General features: G+C 65.5%; 15 protein-coding genes. 12 read left to right on the forward strand and 3 right to left on the reverse strand.

All coding sequences use genetic code 11. The features are described from left to right. The first annotated feature begins 93 nt into the window (after positions 1-93). From ABWP92_RS03085 to ABWP92_RS03110, 6 genes are all read left to right on the forward strand, one after another. Positions 94-3087 carry a bifunctional diguanylate cyclase/phosphodiesterase gene (locus ABWP92_RS03085; RefSeq protein WP_353233878.1) on the forward strand — a complete coding sequence of 998 codons (2994 nt, stop codon included), beginning with the start codon at positions 94-96 and terminating at the stop codon, positions 3085-3087. A 19-nt stretch (positions 3088-3106) separates the two neighbouring features. Then, positions 3107-3430: a YnfA family protein gene (locus ABWP92_RS03090; RefSeq protein WP_353233879.1), complete on the forward strand. Its 324-nt coding sequence runs from the start codon at positions 3107-3109 to the stop codon at positions 3428-3430. A gap of 172 nt (positions 3431-3602) precedes the next feature. Then, positions 3603-7127 (forward strand): chromosome segregation protein SMC, encoded by a 3525-nt coding sequence (gene smc, locus ABWP92_RS03095; RefSeq protein WP_353233880.1) that lies wholly within the window; start codon positions 3603-3605, stop codon positions 7125-7127. Between the two features lie 54 nt (positions 7128-7181). Next, a complete protein-coding gene (locus ABWP92_RS03100) occupies positions 7182-8282 on the forward strand; it encodes a cell division protein FtsZ (protein ID WP_353233881.1) in 1101 nt (366 codons plus the stop codon). Between the two features lie 220 nt (positions 8283-8502). Next, on the forward strand, positions 8503-10605 hold the full coding sequence (gene ligA / locus ABWP92_RS03105; protein ID WP_353233882.1) for an NAD-dependent DNA ligase LigA: 2103 nt from the start codon (positions 8503-8505) through the stop codon (positions 10603-10605). 27 nt (positions 10606-10632) lie between these two features. Then, positions 10633-13446 carry a penicillin-binding protein 1A gene (locus ABWP92_RS03110; RefSeq protein ID WP_353233883.1) on the forward strand — a complete coding sequence of 938 codons (2814 nt, stop codon included), beginning with the start codon at positions 10633-10635 and terminating at the stop codon, positions 13444-13446. On the opposite strand, the gene ABWP92_RS03115 is transcribed toward ABWP92_RS03110, so the two are convergent. Next, entirely contained in the window at positions 13440-14009 is a 570-nt protein-coding gene (locus ABWP92_RS03115; RefSeq protein WP_353233884.1) for an NUDIX hydrolase, read from the reverse strand. The two genes, ABWP92_RS03110 and ABWP92_RS03115, sit on opposite strands and share 7 nt — an antisense overlap. A 90-nt stretch (positions 14010-14099) precedes the next feature. After that, complete coding sequence (locus ABWP92_RS03120) at positions 14100-14795, reverse strand: fumarylacetoacetate hydrolase family protein (RefSeq protein WP_353233885.1); 696 nt, start codon at positions 14793-14795, stop codon at positions 14100-14102. Between the two features lie 160 nt (positions 14796-14955). Here ABWP92_RS03120 and maiA point away from each other — a divergent pair, with 160 nt between their 5' ends. Both maiA and pgeF read left to right on the forward strand, forming a co-directional pair. Beyond that, positions 14956-15624: a maleylacetoacetate isomerase gene (maiA, locus tag ABWP92_RS03125; RefSeq protein ID WP_353233886.1), complete on the forward strand. Its 669-nt coding sequence runs from the start codon at positions 14956-14958 to the stop codon at positions 15622-15624. 46 nt (positions 15625-15670) lie between these two features. Next, positions 15671-16474, forward strand: a complete 804-nt coding sequence (pgeF, locus tag ABWP92_RS03130) for a peptidoglycan editing factor PgeF (protein ID WP_353233887.1) — start codon at positions 15671-15673, stop codon at positions 16472-16474. Here pgeF and ABWP92_RS03135 read toward each other — a convergent pair. Further along, positions 16427-16723: a hypothetical protein gene (locus ABWP92_RS03135; RefSeq protein ID WP_353233895.1), complete on the reverse strand. Its 297-nt coding sequence runs from the start codon at positions 16721-16723 to the stop codon at positions 16427-16429. The two genes, pgeF and ABWP92_RS03135, sit on opposite strands and share 48 nt — an antisense overlap. A gap of 132 nt (positions 16724-16855) precedes the next feature. On the opposite strand from ABWP92_RS03135, the gene ABWP92_RS03140 reads away from it, so the two are divergent. The 4 genes from ABWP92_RS03140 (at position 16856) to ABWP92_RS03155 (ending at position 21157) form a co-directional block, all read left to right on the forward strand. Then, positions 16856-18568, forward strand: a complete 1713-nt coding sequence (locus ABWP92_RS03140) for a PHA/PHB synthase family protein (RefSeq protein ID WP_353233888.1) — start codon at positions 16856-16858, stop codon at positions 18566-18568. A gap of 137 nt (positions 18569-18705) precedes the next feature. Then, a complete protein-coding gene (locus ABWP92_RS03145; protein ID WP_353233889.1) occupies positions 18706-19887 on the forward strand; it encodes an acetyl-CoA C-acetyltransferase in 1182 nt (393 codons plus the stop codon). A 150-nt stretch (positions 19888-20037) separates the two neighbouring features. Next, positions 20038-20775, forward strand: a complete 738-nt coding sequence (gene phbB / locus ABWP92_RS03150) for an acetoacetyl-CoA reductase (protein ID WP_353233890.1) — start codon at positions 20038-20040, stop codon at positions 20773-20775. A gap of 121 nt (positions 20776-20896) precedes the next feature. Beyond that, entirely contained in the window at positions 20897-21157 is a 261-nt protein-coding gene (locus ABWP92_RS03155) for a hypothetical protein (RefSeq protein ID WP_353233891.1), read from the forward strand. Positions 21158-21306 lie beyond the last annotated feature (149 nt).

A 21306-nucleotide genomic window follows, 5' to 3' on the forward strand; every position in this document is an offset into this window, starting at 1 on the left:
TTTGGTGGGGATGCCCGGCGCAATGCCGCGCGGCGGCTCATGGGCACTCCCGTTTTTTTCGTTTTTCGCCATTTCCATTCTTCCGATCTGTTGATGCCCGAGTCTTCATCTGCGCGCCTTCGAACCTGGTTCTGGATTCCAGCGCTGCTCGTCGCCGTGTTGGGATTGCTCGCAAGTTCAGCGATTTGGCGGTATCAGCGGGCACAGGCCGCCGCCACCGAGCGGGCGCGCTTCGAGCAGCAGACCGAGCTCTATGTCCATTTGCTGCAGCGCAGGCTGCAGACTTATGCCGATGTGCTGAGCTGGCTGCAAGGCGTGCTGCAACTCAATCCGCAATGGACGCCCAAGGATTTCAAGCGGTTCGCCAGCGGGATGGATCTGCCCAGCCACCATCCCGGACTGCTGGGGGTGACATTCACCCGCCTTGCGACCAGCGGTGATCCGGCGCCCGGGCTCGAGAATGCGGATGCACTGGCCCGCGCGGGAGATGCTCGGGCCATCGTCATGTCGGAGCCCTTTGAAATGCGCCAATTGGCCGCGGGGCCGATCGGCGTCGCCATGCACCTGCCCCTGTTCCAGGGCGATGCCCGGGCGGCGGGGGGCAGGCGGATTTCGGGAACGCTTGACGCTGCGATCGGCATCAGCGCCCTGATCGACTCCCTGCGCGAGGAGGGGCAGGGGAGCAGCCTGTTGCTTGGAATGACGGATATGGGTGAAGCGGATGCCAGCGGCGCATTGCTTGCCGCCGCCGCGCCGGGCCTGCTCTATAAATCCGTCGCCAACGATGGCGGCGTTCTTCTGCACAAGGAGATCCCCGTTGGCGGCCGCCTGTGGCGGCTGGACTTCGGCCTCTCGGCCCCGCTTTTGTCTCCGGCTGAGAAGAACCTGCCGCTGATCCGTGCGCTGGGGGGCATCCTGATCATGACGCTGCTCGCGGCCATCACTCTGCTGCTGGGGTTGCGCCGCGCGCAGGCGGTCCACCATGAGCAAGATACTGCGCGGGCGCTCGAACTGGACGGAGAACGCGTTCGCACGCTGTTGAGCCAGGCGGCCGTGGGAGTGCTTCAGATAGACGGCCAGACCGGGCGGATCGAGCATGCGAACAAAAAGTTCAGCGATATATCGGGCTACTCCCTCGGCGAGTTGCAGCGCATGCGCTTTCGGGACCTCGCTCATCCAGACGATCAGGAGCGGGAGGGTACGCTGGTCCGGCGCATGGCGGCCGGGGAAATCCAGGAGACGCGCCTGGAAAAGCGATGCTTGCGCAAGGACGGCCGCATCGCCTGGGTGGATCTGACGGTAGCTCCCATGCCCGGCACGGCGCGACGGACCGTGGCGGTGGTCATGGATATCACGGAACGCAAGGAAATGCTGGAGGCGCTGCGCACCAGCGAAGAGCGTCTGCGAGGCATCCTGAACCACCTGCCCATCGGCATTGCGCTGCTCAAGAACGGCGTATTCGACTTCAGCAATGAGCGCTACACCCGGGCCTGCGGTTACGGCACGCGGGAAATCCATGACATGGATGGCTGGTGGAATACCCTGGTCGTGGACCCGCAGGAGCGCGGCTTCTACGCCAGGCGCTGGCAGGATGCCTGCAATGAAGCGCGGGGCAGTGGCGGCTACATTCGCCCGCACGAGTGCATCATCACCCACAAAAGCGGACATTCGCGCTCGATCGAGATGGCGGGCGTGATATTGGGCGACGATTGCCTGGTCACGCTGGTGGACATCAGCCAGCGCAAGGCTGTGGAAGAGCGCGCGCGCTATTTTGCGTACTATGACCCGCTGACTCAGCTACCCAATCGCCGCCTGCTGCTGGACCGGCTCCAGCAGGCGCTGGCGATGAGCGCCCGCAGCCACACCTATGGCGCGGTGCTGATGCTCGACCTGGACAACTTCAAGAGCCTGAACGAGACCCAGGGCCACGACATGGGCGACCGTCTGCTGGGCGTCGTTGCGCAGCGGCTGCGCGCCAGCGTGCATGCGGACGATACGGTCGCGCGCCACGGCGGCGATGAGTTTGTCGTGGTGCTTCGTTCCCTGGGCGAGAACGAGCAGGCCGCGGCCGCGGGCGCGGAAGAGATGGCCCAGAAGATCCTGGGCCTCATGCGCGATCCGTTCGAGATCGACGGTGAAATGCACCATACGACGCTGAGCATCGGCATCACCTTGTTCCATGGACAGCGCGAGTCGGCGGACGAACTGCTCAAGCGCGGCGATCTCGCGCTGTATCGCGCCAAGGCGGAAGGGCGCAACATGCTGCGCTTTTTCGATCCGCAGATGCAGGCGATCGTCGAGGCGCGCGTGGCGCTGGAATCCGACATGCGGGCGGGCATGGCGCTCGAGCAGTTCGAGCTGGCGTATCAGCCGCAGATGTCGCACGGCAGGATCGTGGGCGCGGAGGTGCTGATGCGCTGGCTGCACCCCGAGAAAGGCTCCATATCTCCGGTAACGTTCATCCCCCTGGCGGAAGACAGCGGCCTGATTCACCGGTTGGGCGAATGGGTGCTGCGCACGGCCTGCGAACGGCTGGCGGCCTGGGCGCAGGACCCGCTGCTGGGCGAGCTGAGCCTGGCGGTGAATGTCAGCGCGCCGCAGTTCCATCAAGCGGGATTCGTACCGCAGGTCCTGACGGCGCTGGCAAGCACCGGCGCCGATCCGCGCAAGCTGCGCCTGGAACTGACCGAAAGCCTGCTGTTGGAGGACATCGACGACACGGTCCAGAAGATGGAACGCCTCAAGAGCTACGGCGTGGGCTTCTCGCTGGACGACTTCGGCACGGGCTACTCGTCGCTGTCGTACCTGAAGCGGCTGCCGCTGGATGAGCTGAAGATCGACCAGAGCTTCGTGCGCGATGTGCTGACCGATCCGAACGACGCCGCCATCGCGCGGACCATCGTGGCGCTGGGCACCAGCCTGGGCCTGCGCGTCGCCGCTGAAGGCGTGGAGAGCGAAGCGCAGCGGCAGTTTCTTGAGCGCAATCGCTGCCACGCGTGGCAGGGGTATCTGCTGAGCCCGCCTTTGCCGCTCGAGGAATTCGAATCGCTGATCAAGGCATGCTCGGTGCGCAGGACCACCGCCTGAGTCTGCTATACATGCGGGCATGATCACGTTTGCTCTCTTTTTCGTTACCGCGCTCGCGGAAATTCTGGGCTGCTACCTGCCCTGGCTCTGGCTGCGCAAGGGCGGCTCCATCTGGCTGCTGGTGCCGGCCGCCATCAGCCTGGCGGTATTTGCCTGGCTGCTGACCCTGCATCCCTCGGCATCGGGCCGCATTTATGCGGCCTATGGCGGGGTCTATGTCTGCGTGGCGCTGCTGTGGCTGTGGCTGGTGGACGGTATCCGCCCCAGCACCTGGGACGTGGTGGGGGGCGCGGTCACGCTGGCCGGCATGGCGGTGATCGCATTCGCGCCGCGCGGCTCCTAGAGCCGCATCGCCATGCGCCGCTCGGGGCATGGACATTGGGAAACATCAGGCGCGGGCGTCGATTTTTTGTCAAAATTCGTAGCAGCCTCCCGCCCCGGATGGGAACGGGACGCCCGCACGGTATGATTCCATATTGAACATTCCCCGCGCCCTGATCAAACCCGCCTGACTCGTGCGTCTCAATTCCATCAAACTCGCCGGCTTCAAGTCGTTTGCCGAACCCACCAACTTCATGCTCCCGGGCCAGCTCGTCGGCGTGGTGGGGCCGAACGGGTGCGGCAAGTCCAACATCATGGACGCCGTGCGCTGGGTGCTGGGTGAGTCCAAGGCGAGCGAACTGCGCGGCGAATCCATGCAGGACGTGATCTTCAACGGCACGACGCATCGCAAACCGGCCAGCCGCTCCAGCGTCGAATTGATATTCGATAACGCGGATCACCGCGCCGGAGGCCAGTGGAACCAGTTCACCGAAATCGCCGTCAAGCGCGTGCTCACGCGCGACGGGACCAGCAGCTACTTCATCAACAACCAGCCGGTGCGCCGCCGCGACGTGCAGGACGTGTTCCTCGGAACCGGCCTGGGCCCGCGCGCCTACGCCATCATCGGACAGGGCACGATCAGCCGGATCATCGAATCGCGGCCCGAGGAACTGCGCCTGTTCCTGGAAGAAGCCGCCGGCGTGTCCAAATACAAGGAACGCCGCCGCGAGACGGAGAACCGCCTGTCCGACACGCGGGAAAACCTCACGCGCGTGGAAGACATCCTGCGCGAGCTGAACGCCAACCTCGAAAAACTCGAAAAGCAGGCGGAGGTTGCCGCCAGATACAACGCGCTGCAATCGGACGTGACGCTCAAGCAGCATCAGCTGTGGTTCCTCAAGCGGGCGGACTCCGAGGCCGATCAGGCCAGGGTGCGTGCCGAAGGTCTGCAGGCGGTCAATGACCTGGAGGCGCGCATGGCCGATCTGCGTGCCGTGGAAGCCGACCTGGAGGCCATCCGCCAGGCGCATTACGCCGCTGGCGATCAGGTCAATCAGGCGCAGGGGCGCCTGTACGAGGCAACCGCCGAAGTCGGCAAGCTGGAAGCGGAGATCCGCTACGTGGTGGAAGGCCGCCAGCGCGTGGACAGCCGGCTGGCCCAGTTGGCCGAGCAGATCGCCCAATGGGCCGCACGCCGCGAAGAAGCCGAGATCGAGCTTGAAAACCTCTCCGGCGCGGGCATGGACGCCGAGGAGAAGGCAGAACTGCTGGCCGCCCAGGTCGAGGAGCAGGCCATGCAACTGCCCGATCTGGAAGAGGCCCTGCGCCAGGGACAGCAGCGCTCGGCAGAACAGCGCTCCTCGGTCGTGCAGATCCAGCAGCAGATCCAGGTGCTCGCGGCCGAGCAGCGCAGCTTCGACGAGCAAAGCCGCCAGCTCGAATCCCGCCAGGAACGCCTGCGCACGGATCGCAACGCGCTGGCAGCGCCCGACGAGGCGCGGCTGTCCAACCTGCGGGCGCAGCTCGATGAGGCCAATGAAACCGCCGAGATGAGCGAGGCGCGGCATCTGGAGCTGCAGGAAAGCGTCCCGCAGCTCGATGAAGACCGTCGCCAGCGCCAGCAGGCGGTCAACGCCGAAGGCGCCCGGCAGGCCGATCTTTCGGCGCGCCTGGAGGCGCTGAAGGCGCTGCAGGAAAAGGTCAGGACCGACGGCAAGCTGCAGCCCTGGCTCGCCAGGCACGGCCTTGAAGGCATGCAGGGCCTGTGGAGCCGCATCCATGTCGAAAAGGGCTGGGAAAATGCCCTCGAGGCGGCCCTGCGCGAGCGCATGAACGCCCTGGAGATCGGCCGGCTCGACATGGTGCGCGGCTTTCTCGGCCATGGCGGCAACGATGCGCCGCCCGCGCGGCTGGCCTTCTACAGCAAACCGCAGGCGGGCACGGCGGTGGCCGCTGGCGCGGCGCCGCGGCTGTCGGACCTGCTGCGCGTGAGCGATGCGGGGCTGAATGCCGTACTGGTGGACTGGCTGAGCGGCTGCTTCACCGCACAGTCCTTGGACGATGCGCTGAACCGCCGCTCGGAGCTGGGCGCGGGCGAAACGATCTATGTGGCAAGCGGCCATGCGGTCACCGCCAACAGCGTGAGCTTCTACGCGCAGGATTCTGAGCAGTCCGGCATGCTGGCGCGCGCCCAGGAGATCGAACACCTCGAGAAGGAACTGCGCGCGCAGGCCCTGATCAGCGAAGAGTCGCGCACGGCGCTGGTGCGCGCGGAAGCCGCCTACGCCGACGCCTCGCAGCGGCTGGTGTCGGCGCGCCGCGAGGCCAGCGAAGCGCAAAGCCGCGCGCACGAGCTGCAGGTCGAAACCATGCGGCTCACACAGATGGCCGAGCAGACGCGCGCCCGCAGCGAGCAGATCGGCGCGGATCTGGCCGAGGTGGACGCGCAGTTGAACGACCTGCAGGAGCGCCGCGTTTCGGCGGAAGCGCGTTTCGAGGAGCTGGACATGCAGCTGGCCGACAGCCAGGAGCGCCACGCGCAGCTCGACGAGCGCGTGATCGAGTCGCAGCGCAGGCTCAACGAATGCCGCGAGCAGCAGCGTACGCTGGAGCGCCAGGCGCAGGAGGCCGTGTTCTCCCGCCGCACGATGGAGGCGCGCAAGGCCGAGCTCTCGCGCACCATCGAAACCGCCGCCGCGCAGGCCAGATCGCTGGCGGACGAGGAAGCGCGCGCGCGCGATGAGATGAACCGCCTGTCCGCCGCGGCGGCGCAGGGCGGCCTGCAAAGCGCGCTGGATGAAAAGATCGAACGCGAAAAATCGCTGGCCGCGCAGCGCAGCCAGTACGACGACCTGACCGCCAAGCTGCGCGCGAGCGACGAGCGCCGCATGGGCCTGGAGCGCGCCATGGACCCGCTGCGCGCGCGCATCACCGATTTCCAGCTCAAGGAACAGGCCGCGCGCCTGGGGCTCGAGCAATACACCGCCTTGCTCGAAGACGCCCAGGCCGATCTGGCAGCGATTGCGCAGTCCATCGCCGAGGGCAATGTGCGCATGGGCGGGCTGCAGGGCGAGATCGACCGCCTGCACCGCGACATCGTGGCGCTGGGCGCCGTGAACCTGGCCGCGCTCGACGAGCTGAATCTGGCGCGCGAGCGCAAGACCTTCCTGGACGCGCAGACCGAAGACCTGACGCTGGCGATGAACACGCTGGAAGATGCGATCCGCAAGATCGACGCCGAAACGCGCACCTTGCTGTCGGGCACGTTCGATACCGTCAACAGCCATTTCGGGCGCATGTTCCCGGAGCTTTTCGGCGGCGGGCAGGCCAAGCTGGTAATGACGGGCGACGAGATCCTCGATGCGGGCGTACAGGTGATCGCGCAGCCGCCCGGCAAGAAGAACCAGACCATTCATCTGCTCTCGGGCGGCGAGAAGGCGCTGACCGCCATTGCGCTCGTGTTCGCCATTTTCCAGCTGAACCCCGCGCCGTTCTGCCTGCTCGACGAGGTGGATGCGCCGCTGGACGATGCCAATACCGAGCGCTATGCCAAGCTGGTGGCAAGCATGTCCAAGGGAACGCAGTTCCTTTTCATCAGTCACAACAAGATCGCCATGGAAATGGCCGAACAGCTGATCGGCGTGACCATGCAGGAGCAGGGTGTGTCGCGCATCGTGGCCGTGGACATGGAGTCCGCGCTCTCGATGGCCGAGACATGATGGAGGCGGCCGCCATGTCAGTCGCGATGCATCGCACAACGTTTTGAATTCACCATGAGTACCTTTCAGATTTCGTTAATCATCGCCGGTGGGCTCGTGCTGGCGATCGTCATCGGCTACAACGCCTGGTCCACGCACCGCAACGCGCCCAAGCGGGCGCGCCCGGCGGAGCCCGATCCGGCTGCCGATGCGCCATCGGCCCGCCTCGAGCCGGGCTTCGAGGGCGCGGGCGCGCAGGGCCTCGGCCCCGAGAGCGGGATCGAGCCGAGCTTTGACGGCCATTCCGTCGATCTGAAGGATGCGCTGCAAATGCCGCTGCCGCCCCTCGAGCGGCGCGGGGGCCTCGATCCGCTGCTGGACGCCGTGGCGCCCATCGTGGCGGATCAACTCGTCTCGGGCGACGCGGCGCTGGCCGCGCTGCCCAAGACGCGCCGCGCGGGCAGCAAGCCATTCGCCATCGAAGGCCTGAACGAAGCCACCCATCAATGGGAAGGGCCGGTGGCCGGCCAGCGCTATCGCCAGTTCCAGGCGGGCGTGCAGTTGGCCAACCGGCTTGGAGCGCTCAACGAGATCGAGTTCTCCGAGTTCGTGATGAAGGCCCAGGGCTTTGTCGACGCCATCGGCGCGGCGGTCGATTTCCCGGACATGCTGCACGAAGTGGCCCGCGCGCGCGAACTCGACCAGTTCGCCAGCGAGCACGATGCGCAGCTCAGCTTCATGCTGCGCGCGCGCAATGCCGCCTGGAGTCCCGGCTACGTGCAGCAGAACGCGTCCATGGTGGGGTTCACGCAGGGCGCCATGCCGGGCCGCCTGGTGCTTCCGGCCGCCGAGGCAGGCCTGCCACCCATTCTCACGCTGTCCTACGACACCCAGGCGGCGCTCTCCGATGATCCGGAACAGTCCGCCATCCGTGATATTTTGCTGAGCCTCGACGTGGCGCAGGTGCACCGGAGCGAGCAGCCGTTCGCGCGCCTGCGCGAGGTGGCGGCCCAGCTGGGCAAGGCCATGGACGGAGTGCTGTGCGACCAGAACGGCTCGCCGCTTCCAGCCATGACCATGGACCCGATCGCCACCGATCTGGAAATGCTCTACGACAAGCTCGACAGCCGCGAGCTGTCCGCCGGCTCGGCCCTTGCGCGCCGCCTTTTCAGCTGAACCATCGCCGCCAGTCGGGACATCGGAGCATGGCGTTCGCCTGGCGGCGGCCCGTCCCTCACAATGGCGGCCGCTTCCATCCGGCGGCACGGGCCGTGGAAAATGCGTAGAGTCCGCTCACGCCTCATCCGCATGGCGCGCAAGGCATGCAGCCATGCATGCGCCTGCGCCGGATGCGCGCATCGCCGCACTGTCGCGGCAGAAAGACTGCAAATGGGCCATGGCCGAAAGTTTTGACCTTTTCTCCGAACCGCCACCGGATGCGCCCGCCAAGGTCGTCTCCAAGGTGAACGCCCTGCGCGAGCAGCTCAATGCGTGGGCGCACGAATACTATGTGCTGGACACGCCTACCGTGCCCGACGGCGAATACGACCGCGTGTTCCAGCAACTGCAGGCGCTCGAAGCCGCCTATCCGCAGATCGTCACGCCCGATTCGCCGACGCAGCGCGTGATCGGTGCGGTGCTCGACGGCCTGACACCGGTCCGCCATGCCGTGCCCATGCTCAGTATCCAGACCGAGACGGACAACGAAGCCAGCGGCGCGATGGCCTTTGACACGCGCATCCGCCGCGAGCTGGAATTGCCCGTCTCGGCGCCGCCCGTGGAATATGTCGCCGAGCCCAAGTTCGACGGCCTCGCCATGAGCCTGCGCTACGAGAACCGCGTGCTGGTGCAGGCCGCCACGCGCGGCGATGGCGAAGTGGGAGAGGATGTCACGCACAACATCCGCACGATCCACCAGATTCCTCTGACCTTGCCTGCAAAGCGGGGCGTGCCGGCCGTTCTGGAAGTGCGCGGCGAGGTCTACATGCGCCGCGCCGATCTGGACAAGCTCAACGAAAGACAGGCTGCCAGCGGCGGCAAGCTGTTCGCCAATCCGCGCAACGCCGCGGCGGGGGCGGTGCGCCAGCTGGATTCGGGCATCGCGGCGCAGCGCAAGCTGTCCTTTTTTGCCTACGGGCTGGGCGAAGTGAGCGCGCCGCAGGACGGCAGCCTGGATTTCCAGACCCATTACGCCATGCTACAGACCCTGAAGGATTGGGGATTCCCGGTGGCGCCGCAGGTATGCATTGCGCGCGGAGCCGACGAACTGGTGGCTTTCCATCGGCGCATGGGAGAGGAGCGCGCCACGCTGCCCTATGAGATCGACGGTGTCGTCTACAAGGTCAACAGCCTGGCGCTGCAGCGCCAGTTGGGCTTCAAGTCGCGAGAGCCGCGCTGGGCGGTGGCGCACAAATATCCCGCGCAGGAGATGCCGACGCATCTGGACGGCATCGACGTGCAGGTAGGCCGCACCGGCAAGCTCACGCCCGTGGCGCGGTTGGCGCCCGTGCAGGTGGGCGGCGTGGTGGTGACCAATGCCACGCTGCACAATGTTTTCGAGATCCGCAAGAAGGGAGTCCGCGTAGGCGATACGGTGATCGTGCGCCGCGCGGGCGACGTGATTCCCGAAGTCGTGGGCCGCATCCCGGGCGAGCGGGCGCGCTACGTGCCCAACTTCCACATGCCCGCGACCTGCCCGATCTGCGGCAGCGAAGTGGTGCGCGAGAGGGGCGAGGCCAACCACCGCTGCTCGGGCGGACTGTTCTGCGCCGCCCAGCGCAAGGAGGCCATTCTGCATTTCGCCGCGCGCCGCGCCATGGATATCGAAGGGCTGGGTGACAAGCTGGTCGATCAACTGGTGGAAGGCCATGTGGTGCGCGTTCTGCCCGACCTGTACCGGCTCGGTCTGGTGGCCCTGGCGTCGCTCGACCGCATGGCGGAGAAGTCCGCGCAGAACGTGCTGGCCGCGCTGGAGAGATCCAAGCAGACCACGCTGCCGCGCTTTTTGTTCGGGCTGGGCATCCGCCACGTCGGCGAAGCCACGGCGAAGGACCTGGCCCGGCACTTCGGCAAGCTCGACGCCATCATGGACGCTGGCGTCGAGGCGCTTTTGCAGGTCAACGACGTCGGCCCGGTGGTGGCCGAATCCATCCATACCTTTTTTGCGCAGCCGCACAATCGTGAAGTGGTCGAGCAACTGCGCTCATGCGGCGTCACCTGGGAAGAGGGCGAGCCGCGGCAGCCCGCCAAACTGCCGCTGGCGGGCATGACCGTGGTCCTGACGGGCACGCTGCCCACGATGAGCCGCGATCAGGCCAAGGACCTGCTGGAAGCCGCAGGCGCCAAGGTCTCCGGCTCTGTGAGCAAGAAGACCAGCTATGTGGTGGCCGGAGAGGAAGCCGGCAGCAAGCTCGACAAGGCGCGGGAGCTGGGCGTTGCGGTGCTGGACGAGGCCGGCATGCTCGAACTGCTCGGCCATGCCCCTGAGCAACGAGATTGAACCAGACCGCCCGAGAACATCATCCCCATGTCCCAAGACAGCGAAGAATCCAATCAGGCGCACGGGCAGCCGGCGGCCGCGCCAGCGGACGGCGCGGGCGCTCCACGCCGCTTTCCATGGCCGGGCAGGCCCTGGAAATCCCGGCGCAATCTCTGGTGGCTGCTTGCCGCCGGTCCGGTGGCGCTGTTCCTGTACGTGCTGTTCCTGATCCCGCTCACGCCGTCGATCAGAGATCTGCGCAAGGCCAAGACGGATCAGCCCGCGCAACTGGTGTCGGCAGACGGCCGCCTGCTGGCCGAATACCGCTGGGTCAACCGTGAATGGGTGCCGCTCGATGAGATCGCGCAGCCTGTCAAGGATGCGCTGATCGCCACCGAGGACCATCGTTTCTATGATCACTTCGGGCTGGACTGGAAACGCACGGCCTCGGCGCTGGTGCGCACCCTGGGCGGCGACAAGCAGGGCGGATCGACCATCACGCAGCAGCTCGCGCGCAATCTCTACCCCGAGGAAATCGGCCGCGCACCCACGCTCAACCGCAAGCTCAAGGAGGCGATCACCGCCATCAAGATCGAGCTGACATACTCCAAGGACGAGATCCTGGAGACCTATCTGAACACGGTGCCGTTTCTCTACAACGCCTTCGGCATCGAGATGGCGGCGCGCACCTATTTCAACAAATCGGCCGACGATCTGACGGTGCTGGAGAGCGCCACTCTGATCGGCATGCTCAAGGGCACGGTGTACTACAACCCCGTGCTCAACCCGGAGCGCGCCCAGGACCGCCGCAACACGGTGCTCGCGCAGATGAAAAAGCGCGGCAAGCTCTCGCAGTCCGAATACGGCCAGCTTGTCAAGCGCCCGCTGCGCATCCGCTTCGAGCGCCAGGCCGAAGTCAATGGACTGGCTCCCCATCTCGCCCAGCAATTGCGTCGCCAGTTGATCGATTGGGCCGACCGCAACGGCTACAGCCTGTATTCGGACGGGCTGGTGATTCGCACCACCATCAACGGCAAGCTCCAGGAGATGGCCAATCAGGCGCTGGAAAAGCAGGGCAAGGCGCTGCAGGCCGTCGCCAACTCCGCCTGGGCGGGTAAAAACGCGTGGGGCGTGAAGACCGCGCTGGTGCAGAAGCTGGTGCGCGAATCCGCACAGTATGAACAGGCGGTGGCCAAGGGCGAGGCCCCCGAGGATGTGCTCAAGCGGCTGCTGGACGATGGCAGTTTCCTGGATCGCCTCAAGCAGGAAAAGACGCGTGTGCAGGCCGGCTTTCTCGCGCTCGATCCCCGCGATGGAACCATTCTCGCGTGGGTCGGCAGCCGCGACTATGCGCAGGACCCGTTCGACCATGTGCAGGCGGCGCGCCGCCAGCCGGGCTCGACGTTCAAGCCCTTCGTCTATGGCGCCGCGTTTGCCAAGGGCATGCTGCCCACCGACACCTTCATGGATGAGCCGGTGGAGATTCCCCTGGGCGGCAAGCAGGTCTGGAAGCCGACCGACGAATCCGCGCCTACGTATGAGCCCATGACGTTGGCCGACGGCCTGGCCTATTCGAAGAACATCATCACCGCGCAGGTCATGCAGCAGGTGGGGCCGGAACGCGTGGCGCAGCTGGCCCGCGCCATGGGCGTGCGCGAATCGCGGCTGGACGAGGTCCCCGCGCTGGCGCTCGGCACCAGCCCGGTCACACTCAAGGAAATGGTGGCCTCGTACGGCAGCATCGCCAATGCGGGCGCCTACATCGCCCCCACGGTCATCACGCAGATCGAGGACAAGGACGGCAAGGTGCTGGAGCAGTTCTCGACCGCGAAGCCGCAGCGCGCGCTGGCGCTGGTGCCCGCGCAGGAGCTGCGCAACGCCATGCGCGGCGTCATCGACAAGGGCACGGGCGTCGCGATCCGCTCGCGCTATGGCATCGGAGCCGACGTGGCGGGCAAGACCGGCACCACGCAGGACAACACCGACGGCTGGTTCATCATGATGCACCCGCAGATGGTGGCGGGCGCGTGGGTGGGTTTCAACGACGGGCGCATCACGCTGCGCAGCAACTACTGGGGGCAGGGCGCGCACAGCGCATTGCCCATCGTCGGCCAGGTCTTCCAGCAGGCGCTGCGCGGCAAGATCATCGATGCGAACCTGCGCTTCGTGGACGAGCAGGAGCGCAGCGTCATCGCCGATACGATCGGCTCGGTGCGCAACTGGGTGGTCGATCTGTTCGGACGCTCCACCGACCAGATCCAGCCGCCGCTGGCCACTTCGCCGCAAGTCCAGGGGTCGCAACTGCAGCCGGCGCCGCGCACGCAGGCTCCGGTCACCTATGATGATCCGCAAGACCAGCGCCCGGACATCAGCGAGGCGCCGCTCACGCCGCTGCAGAACGCCACGCCGGACGCCGATCCGGTGCCGCCGCCTGCTGGTCCCGCTGCGCCCACTGCGCCCTCCGGCGCGGGCGAATCGCAGGACCCGTTCTGGACGCCGCCGCCCATGCCCGCCAACGGGCAGGTCAGGGAGCCGCAGCCGGGGCAGTCCGTGCCGCCGTCCAATCCCCCGGCCCCCGCGCCCTCGCCGCAGATGCAGCGCTCGTCCCCATCGCCATCATCAAACGGTTCGCCGCCGATGCCCGGAGGTTCGCGGCTGCAGCCGCCGCAGGCGCAGGAGATGCCTTCCCGTTCGCAGGCTCAGCCCGATCCCGCAAACTATCCCGCCAACGGCGGCATGTCCGGCGCGCCGCCCATGCCAGCCAACGGGCGGGTCCAGGCCCCGGCGGGGGATTCAGGGGTTATGACGTCTCCGGTGCGGCGCGGGACCGTGGTCGATTCGGGGATCGGCTCGGTTCAGTGACGCTGGCCGGGTGCGTCCAGATCGACGTTGTGCACCTGCTCGACGCCTGACTTGCTGTCCTGGAACCAGAGCCTCAGGGTGGTGCTGACGGTGCGGAACGCCAGCTCGTCCCAGGGAATTTCATCCTCCCGGAACAGCCTGGCTTCCATGGTTTCGTAGCCGGGGTTGAACTGCTCGCTCAGCAGATCGGCGCAGTAGAAGATGTGCACCTGGCCGACGTGCGGCACGTTCACCAGCGAGAACAGCCGGCCCATGCGGATCTGCGCGCCGGCTTCCTCGTCGGTCTCGCGCGCCGCGCCCTGCGAGGTGGTTTCCTGCAGTTCCATGAAACCGGCGGGCAGCGTCCATTTGCCCAGGCGCGGCTCGATGTTGCGCTTGCACAGCAGCACGCGCCCATCGGGCATGACGGGAATGGTTCCGACCACGTTCAGCGGATTCTCGTAATGGATGGTGTGGCACGCGGGGCAGACGGCGCGTTCGCGCGTGTCGCCGTCATCGGGAATGCGGTATTGGACGGCGGTGCCGCAGTTGCGGCAGAAACGGACAGGAGCACGAAAGGTCATGGGCTGATTGTGGCGCAGGAAACAGGGCGCGGACCGCACCAGGCAATGCTCTCCTGGCTTCGGTCCACGCTTCGGGGGAGCAGCAGGCCGTCAGACCAGCTTGACTCTCAGGGGCGGCAATCCCGCAACGCCGCCTTCGAGCACGTCGCCGCGCGAGACCGCGGCGACGCCCTCTGGCGTGCCGGAGAAGATCAGGTCGCCGGCCTGAAGCTCCCAGGCCTGGGAGAGCGCCTCGATCGTTTCCGCGATGTTCCAGATCAGCTTGGTGACTTCACTGGACTGGCGCCTGGCGCCGTTCACGTCCAGCCAGATCGCCGCATTGTTGATGTCGCCCGCCCGGGCCGCCGGGACGATGGCCGTGATCGGCGCGCTCAGGTCGAAACTCTTGGCGATGTCCCATGGGCGGCCCTGCTTCTTTGCCTCGGCCTGCAGATCGCGGCGGGTCATGTCCAGGCCCACGGCATATCCGAAGATGTGGCTGGCGGCATCTTCGGCCTTGATGTTCCTGCCGCCTTTGCCCAGAGCGACGACCAGTTCGATTTCGTGATGCAGGTCCTTGGTGAGCGTGGGGTAGGGCATCTCGCCCGTGGCGCCGTCGTTCACGACCAGCACCGCGTCGGCGGGCTTCATGAAAAAGAATGGCGCTTCACGGCCGGAAAATCCCATTTCCTTGGCGTGCTCCGCGTAATTGCGGCCCACGCAGTAGATGCGGTGAACGGGAAAGAGGCTTTCGCTGCCCACGACGGGAATGGCTGCAACGGGGGCAGGATTGAATACGTAGCTCATGGATGAAGTGGTGTCGGTTGTTGTGTGTCGGGTGCGGCCCACGCGGCGGCTCGCGCCGCAGGCCATGGGCCGCTCACAGTGTGCCATGCGCGCGCGGGCCCGGAGCACAGTAATGTCCACTCTGGCGCAACCCAGCCAGGTTGCGTATGCTTGGCGGTGTATGAAGCTCTACAACCACTTCCGTTCTTCCGCTTCGTTCCGGGTGCGCGTTGCGCTGGAGCTCAAGGGATTGCCCTATGAATACGTGCCGCTGCACCTCGTGCGCGGCGAACATCGCCGTACGGACTACGCATCGCATGTCGGCGATGCGCTGGTTCCGACGCTGGAGACGGACGACGGTCATTGGCTCACGCAGTCCATGGCCATCATCGAGTACCTCGACGAGACACACCCCGAGCCCGCGCTGCTTCCCCAGGGCGCGCCGGCACGCGCCCAGGTCCGCGCGCTCGCGCAGATGATCGCCTGCGAGATCCATCCGCTGAACAATCTGCGCGTGCTGAAATACCTGAAGCACGACCTGATGCTCGACGAGTCCGGCAAGGATGCCTGGTACCGGCACTGGACGCGCAGCGGACTTGAAGCCTTCGAGCGCCAGTTGAGGCTGCTTGCCGCCGAACGCGAAGCCGCCGGGCTTGCGGCCTCCACATTCTGCGTGGGCCGTTCGCCCACGCTGGCCGATTGCTGCCTGGTGCCCCAAATATTCAACGCGCAGCGCTTCCATGTGGATCTGGAAGGGCTGGACCTCGGCATGCAGGCGTTCAGGTCGTGCATGCAACTGCCCGCCTTTCAGCGCGCACAGCCATCGGCCTGCCCGGACAGCGAGGAGTGATTCGCATCCGGCGCTGCACGCGTCGATGCGATGGCTGAAAACGACAATGAAGGAAACCATGGAAGAAGCCGACTGGCTGGTCCCCGACTGGCCCGCGCCAGCGAATGTGCATGCGGTTTGCTCGACGCGCGGCGGCGGCGTGAGCGAGGGCGCGTGGAGCAGCCTCAACCTGGGCGATCATGTGCGGGACGACCCACGTCATGTGACCGCCAACCGCGCGGTCTTCGCACACAGGCTCGCACTCGACGGCCAGCCGGCGCGGCCCGTGTTCCTCCAGCAGGTGCATGGCACGCGCCTGCAGTGGCTGGAGCCTCATACGCCCGACGGGGTCGTGGCCGATGCCTGCGCCGCAAACCAGCCTGGCGTGGCCTGCGTGATCATGGTGGCCGACTGCCTGCCGGTGCTGCTGTGCGATGCGGCGGGCCGGGCCGTGGCTGCCGCGCACGCGGGTTGGCGCGGCCTTGCCGGCGGCGTGCTCGAGCGGACGGTGCGGGAGCTTTCGCGGGCATGCGATGCGGCGGACGGCGCCGCACTGCATGCCTGGCTCGGCCCCTGCATAGGGGCCACGGCTTTCGAAGTGGGCGCCGAAGTGAAAGCCGCCTTCGTGGAAAACGATGCGGGCGCGGCGGCGCACTTCAGGCCGCATGGAGATGGAAAATATCTGGCCGATCTCGCCGCCCTGGCTCGCACTCGCCTGGCGGCGGCCGGCGTCGCCAGCCTGCATGGCAACGATGGCAGCCAGGGCTGGTGCACGGTGAGCAATCCCGCCCGGTTCTTCTCCTACCGCCGCGACCAGAGGCAGCTAGGAGCCAGTGGACGACTGGCCGCCGCCATCTGGCTCGGAGCCTGAGGCTGCGGGCGCGCGGGCCTGCTGCCGGGCCTGTTCTTCCTGCCATTGGCGCTCGGCCTGCGCCTCACGCGCCTTGCGGGCGCGTTTGCGTGCCGGCGTGGCGAAGATGTAGGCGATGATCGCCACCGGCAGCAGCCCATACAGCGTGAACGTGACGACGGCGCCCAGGATGCTGCCGTTGATCGCCGAGGCTTCCGCCACCGCCATCAAGAGCGTGACATAGAGCCAGGCTATCACTATCACGATCAATACCATGGATGTAAAACTCCGAAACAACAAAAGCTGGGCCGCGCGCTCCGGGATTTCCGGAAACGGCTGGCGCTGGCTGTACGATGTGGGAACCGGATCAACAACCGGTGTCATGAGATCGTAGGAGACATCATGGATTCTGACGCACAATGGGCCGAGGGAGCCCGCCAATTCCAGCAACTGTGGGGGGACAGCTGGAACAGGATGCTGCACTCGATGCCGCCCGCCGACTGGGGCGCAGTGACGGCTTCCCTGCAGCCGCATCTCCCCGTCAGTCTCCGTGCCGACAGGCTCGCGCAGATCCAGCAGAACTTTCTCAAGGACCTGCAGGCGCTGATCACCGGCAGCCTGTGCGAGACAGCCGGTCCGCCCGCGGACAAACGCTTCTCCGGCGAGGGCTGGAACAAGAACCCCCTGGCGTCCTCCATCGCATCGGCCTACCTGCTGCAGGCCAAGGCCATGATGGCGATGGCCGATGCGGTCGAAGGCGACGAAAAGACCCGCGCGCGCGTTCGCTTCGGTGTCGAGCAGTGGCTCGCGGCCATGTCGCCCAGCAACTTCCTGGCCTTCAATGCCGAGGCACAGAAAAAGGCGATCGAGACGCAGGGCGAGAGCATCGCCAAGGGCGTCGCCAACATGCTGCACGACATGCGCCAGGGCCATATCTCGATGACCGACGAGAGCAAGTTCGAGGTGGGCCGCAACGTGGCGACGACCGAAGGCGCGGTGGTCTTCGAGAACGAGTACTTCCAGCTTCTCGAATACAAGCCGCTGACCGCCAAGGTCCATGAACGCCCGTTCCTGCTGGTGCCCCCGTGCATCAACAAGTTCTACATCCTCGACCTGCAGCCCGAGAATTCACTGATCCGCCACCTGGTGGCCAGCGGCCACCGCACCTTCGTGGTCAGCTGGCGCAATCCCGACGAATCCATGGCCGCGGCGACATGGGACGACTACATCGGCGACGCGGTCCTCAAGGCCATAGAGACTGTGCGGGAGATCGGCGGCGCCCCGCAGATCAACGCGCTGGGCTTCTGTGTGGGCGGCACCATGCTCGCCAATGCGCTCGGTGTGCTGGCGGCGCGCGGACAGTCGCCGGTGGCCAGCGCGACGCTGCTGACGGCGCTGGTGGATTTTTCCGACACGGGCATTCTGGACGTGTTCATCGATGAGAACTTCGTGCGCTTCCGCGAAATGCAGATGGGCAGCGGCGGTTTGATGAAGGGTCAGGACCTGGCATCGACCTTCAGCTTCCTGCGCCCCAACGATCTGGTGTGGAACTACGTTGTCGGCAACTATCTGAAGGGCGAAATGCCGCCCGCGTTCGACCTCCTGTACTGGAACAGCGACTCCACCAATCTGCCCGGTCCATGGTACGCGTGGTACCTGCGCAATTTCTATCTCGAGAACAACCTGAAGAAGCCCGGCGGCGTGACGGTCTGCGGCGAAAAGCTGGATCTGACGCAGCTGGATCTGCCGCTGTACATCTACGGCTCGCGCGAGGATCACATCGTGCCGATCCGGGCGGCTTACGCCTCTACCCAGGTGTTTCCTGGCAAGAAGCGCTTCGTGATGGGAGCTTCGGGCCACATCGCCGGCGTGATCAATCCGCCCGCAAAGAAAAAACGCAGCTACTGGGTCCAGAGCGCAAACAGGTTCCCTGAATCCTTCGACCAGTGGCTGCATGCCGCGACCGAGCATCCGGGCAGCTGGTGGACCGACTGGACGGACTGGCTTGCCACGCATGGCGGACGCCAGGTCGCGGCGCCGAAGACCTACGGCAAGGGATCGAAATTCAAGGCCATCGAACCTGCTCCGGGACGCTACGTCAAGCAGAAGGCATGAGGCGGCAGTGTGCGTGGATTCATCCGCCATCCGGGCCGCGCCCAGCCATGAAAGCGGCGGGAACGGTTCGTTGAAGGGCGGGGCGAGGCCCCTGCCAGGTTTGGCGAGCGAGATCGAATATTTGGGAAAGGACCGTCATGAGTGAAGAAATCGTCATCGTTTCCGCCGTCCGCACGCCGATAGGCAAATTCGGCGGAAGCCTGTCCAAGGTTCCGGCCTCCGATCTGGGCGCCGTGGTGATCAAGGAAGCGCTTGCGCGCGCCAAGGTCCCGCTCGACCAGGTGGGCGAGGTGATCATGGGGCATGTGCTGACCGCTGGCGCGGGCCAGAATCCGGCGCGCCAGGCCATGATGAAGGCGGGTGTCGCCAAGGAAACGCCCGCTCTCACCATCAACGCCGTCTGCGGCTCGGGCCTGAAGGCCGTGATGCTGGCCGCGCAGGCGGTCGCCGCGGGCGACAGCGAAATCGTGGTGGCCGGCGGCCAGGAAAACATGAGCATGTCGGCGCACGTGCTGCCCGGCTCGCGCGATGGCATGCGCATGGGCGACTGGAAGCTGGTCGACACGATGATCGTGGATGGCCTGCTGGATGCCTACAACCACTACCACATGGGCATTACCGCCGAAAATGTCGCCAGGCAGTTCGACGTGAGCCGCGAACAGCAGGATGCGCTGGCGCTCGCAAGCCAGCGCAAGGCCGCGGCGGCGCAGGATGCCGGCCGCTTCAAGGATGAGATTGCGCCGGTGTCCATTGCGCAGAAGAAGGGCGATCCCATCGTCTTCGATGCCGACGAATACATCAACCGCAAGACCGACGAGGCGGCTCTCGAGCGGCTTCGCCCCGCCTTCGACAAGAGCGGAAGCGTCACGGCGGGCAACGCCTCGGGCCTGAACGACGGGGCCGCCGCCGTCGTGGTGATGAGCGCCGCCAAGGCCAGGGAACTGGGCCTGACGCCGCTGGCGCGCATCGTGGCTTACGGCACCTCGGGCCTGGATCCCAGCATCATGGGAATCGGCCCCGTGCCGGCGACCCGCAAGGTACTCCAGCGCGCGGGCTGGAAGACCGGGGATGTCGATCTGTTCGAACTCAACGAGGCCTTTGCGGCGCAGGCCTGCGCGGTCAACAAGGAGCTGGGCGTGGATCCTGCGAAGGTGAACGTCAACGGCGGCGCCATCGCCCTGGGCCATCCGATCGGCGCATCCGGCTGCCGCGTGCTGGTTTCGCTGCTCCACGAAATGCAGCGCCGTGACGTCAGGAAGGGGATTGCCGCGTTGTGTATCGGAGGAGGAATGGGCGTATCGATGGCGGTTGAACGTTAGTTCGCGACTGGAATTTGATGGAATCAATTGATTTCATCAATTAAATTGTGAGAATTCGTTGCAGCAAGCGTTTTCCTGCATTGGGGTTGCGAAATTCTTGGGTAGAGTGCAATTGAATCCGGTTCAAATCATCATTAACAGGAGATAGACGTGAGTCAAAAAGTAGCATACGTCACTGGAGGGATGGGCGGCATTGGTACCGCCATATGTCAACGTTTGCACAAGGACGGGTTCAAGGTCATCGCGGGCTGCGGCCCGACTCGTGACCATGCGAAGTGGCTGGCCGAGCAGAAGGCGTTGGGCTTCACCTTCTACGCTTCCGTTGGCAACGTCGGCAACTGGGATTCCACCGTCGAGGCCTTCACCAAGGCCAAGGCCGAGCACGGCACCATCGACGTGCTGGTGAACAACGCGGGCATCACGCGTGACCGCATGTTCGTGAAGATGTCGCGCGAGGACTGGGATGCCGTGATCGAAACCAACCTGAACTCCATGTTCAACGTGACCAAGCAGGTCGTCGGCGACATGGTGGAGAAGGGCTGGGGCCGGATCGTGAACATCAGTTCGGTCAACGGCGCCAAGGGGCAGGCCGGGCAGACCAACTATTCGGCCGCCAAGGCCGGCATGCATGGTTTCTCCATGGCCCTGGCCCAGGAACTGGCCAACAAGGGCGTGACCGTGAACACCGTGAGCCCGGGCTACATCGGCACCGACATGGTCAAGGCGATCCGCCCTGAAGTGCTGGAGAAGATCGTGGGCTCCGTGCCGGTCAAGCGCCTGGGCGAACCCAGCGAAATCGCCTCGATCATCGCATGGCTGGCTTCGGATGAAGGCGGTTACGCAACCGGCGCCGATTTCTCGGTCAACGGCGGGCTGCACATGCACTGATCGCCGTGCGGCACCCTTGAAAAGCCAAACCCCGCTGGTGCGGGGTTTTTTAATGGCTTGGGGGTTTGCGACTCAATGGGGGAAGGCCCGGCGCCAGCCCGCTACGCTTGCAACGAGTCCGATGGAAATGGTGCTGCGGCTGATGAATGGCTTGCGGGGGAAAAGAGGCCCCGCCATGCATTCAAAAACGCGCGGGCGCGCGCTTGCGGTCACGTTCGTCATCGGGCCAGGTAGCGAGGATAGCAGTGGTATTCATATGAGAACTCCTTTGTGCCTGTTCAACGTGGCCCTGGCCGTCTACGTTGACATGAGAACGAAAGGAAATGCAAAGGGAATGGATGCTGTCCTGGAGGACATTTCGACGCAATACACTGCTCTATGATGATTTAATATCAATGAGTTAGACGCTATTTTTAATGCTTCACATTACATTCAATGGATGTGCAAGCCCGATAGGTCAACTACATTCTCGATCAAGCGAAACATCATCCAACGTTTTGTTCGTCCGGCACGGGCGCTTTTTGTCTTGGG

It is taken from the genome of Diaphorobacter ruginosibacter (assembly GCF_040396215.1).
Taxonomy (GTDB): domain Bacteria; phylum Pseudomonadota; class Gammaproteobacteria; order Burkholderiales; family Burkholderiaceae_C; genus Diaphorobacter_A; species Diaphorobacter_A ruginosibacter_A.

What these genes read in the sequence shown, in the direction of transcription:
- ABWP92_RS03085 (WP_353233878.1), top strand. Translation starts at nt 94, where the DNA reads ATGCCCGAGTCTTCATCTGCGCGCCTTCGAACCTGGTTCTGGATTCCA.
- ABWP92_RS03090 (WP_353233879.1), top strand. Translation starts at nt 3,107, where the DNA reads ATGATCACGTTTGCTCTCTTTTTCGTTACCGCGCTCGCGGAAATTCTG.
- ABWP92_RS03100 (WP_353233881.1), top strand. Translation starts at nt 7,182, where the DNA reads ATGAGTACCTTTCAGATTTCGTTAATCATCGCCGGTGGGCTCGTGCTG.
- ligA (WP_353233882.1), top strand. Translation starts at nt 8,503, where the DNA reads ATGGCCGAAAGTTTTGACCTTTTCTCCGAACCGCCACCGGATGCGCCC.
- ABWP92_RS03110 (WP_353233883.1), top strand. Translation starts at nt 10,633, where the DNA reads ATGTCCCAAGACAGCGAAGAATCCAATCAGGCGCACGGGCAGCCGGCG.
- ABWP92_RS03115 (WP_353233884.1), bottom strand. Translation starts at nt 14,009, where the DNA reads ATGACCTTTCGTGCTCCTGTCCGTTTCTGCCGCAACTGCGGCACCGCC.
- ABWP92_RS03120 (WP_353233885.1), bottom strand. Translation starts at nt 14,795, where the DNA reads ATGAGCTACGTATTCAATCCTGCCCCCGTTGCAGCCATTCCCGTCGTG.
- maiA (WP_353233886.1), top strand. Translation starts at nt 14,956, where the DNA reads ATGAAGCTCTACAACCACTTCCGTTCTTCCGCTTCGTTCCGGGTGCGC.
- pgeF (WP_353233887.1), top strand. Translation starts at nt 15,671, where the DNA reads ATGAAGGAAACCATGGAAGAAGCCGACTGGCTGGTCCCCGACTGGCCC.
- ABWP92_RS03140 (WP_353233888.1), top strand. Translation starts at nt 16,856, where the DNA reads ATGGATTCTGACGCACAATGGGCCGAGGGAGCCCGCCAATTCCAGCAA.
- ABWP92_RS03145 (WP_353233889.1), top strand. Translation starts at nt 18,706, where the DNA reads ATGAGTGAAGAAATCGTCATCGTTTCCGCCGTCCGCACGCCGATAGGC.
- ABWP92_RS03155 (WP_353233891.1), top strand. Translation starts at nt 20,897, where the DNA reads ATGGAAATGGTGCTGCGGCTGATGAATGGCTTGCGGGGGAAAAGAGGC.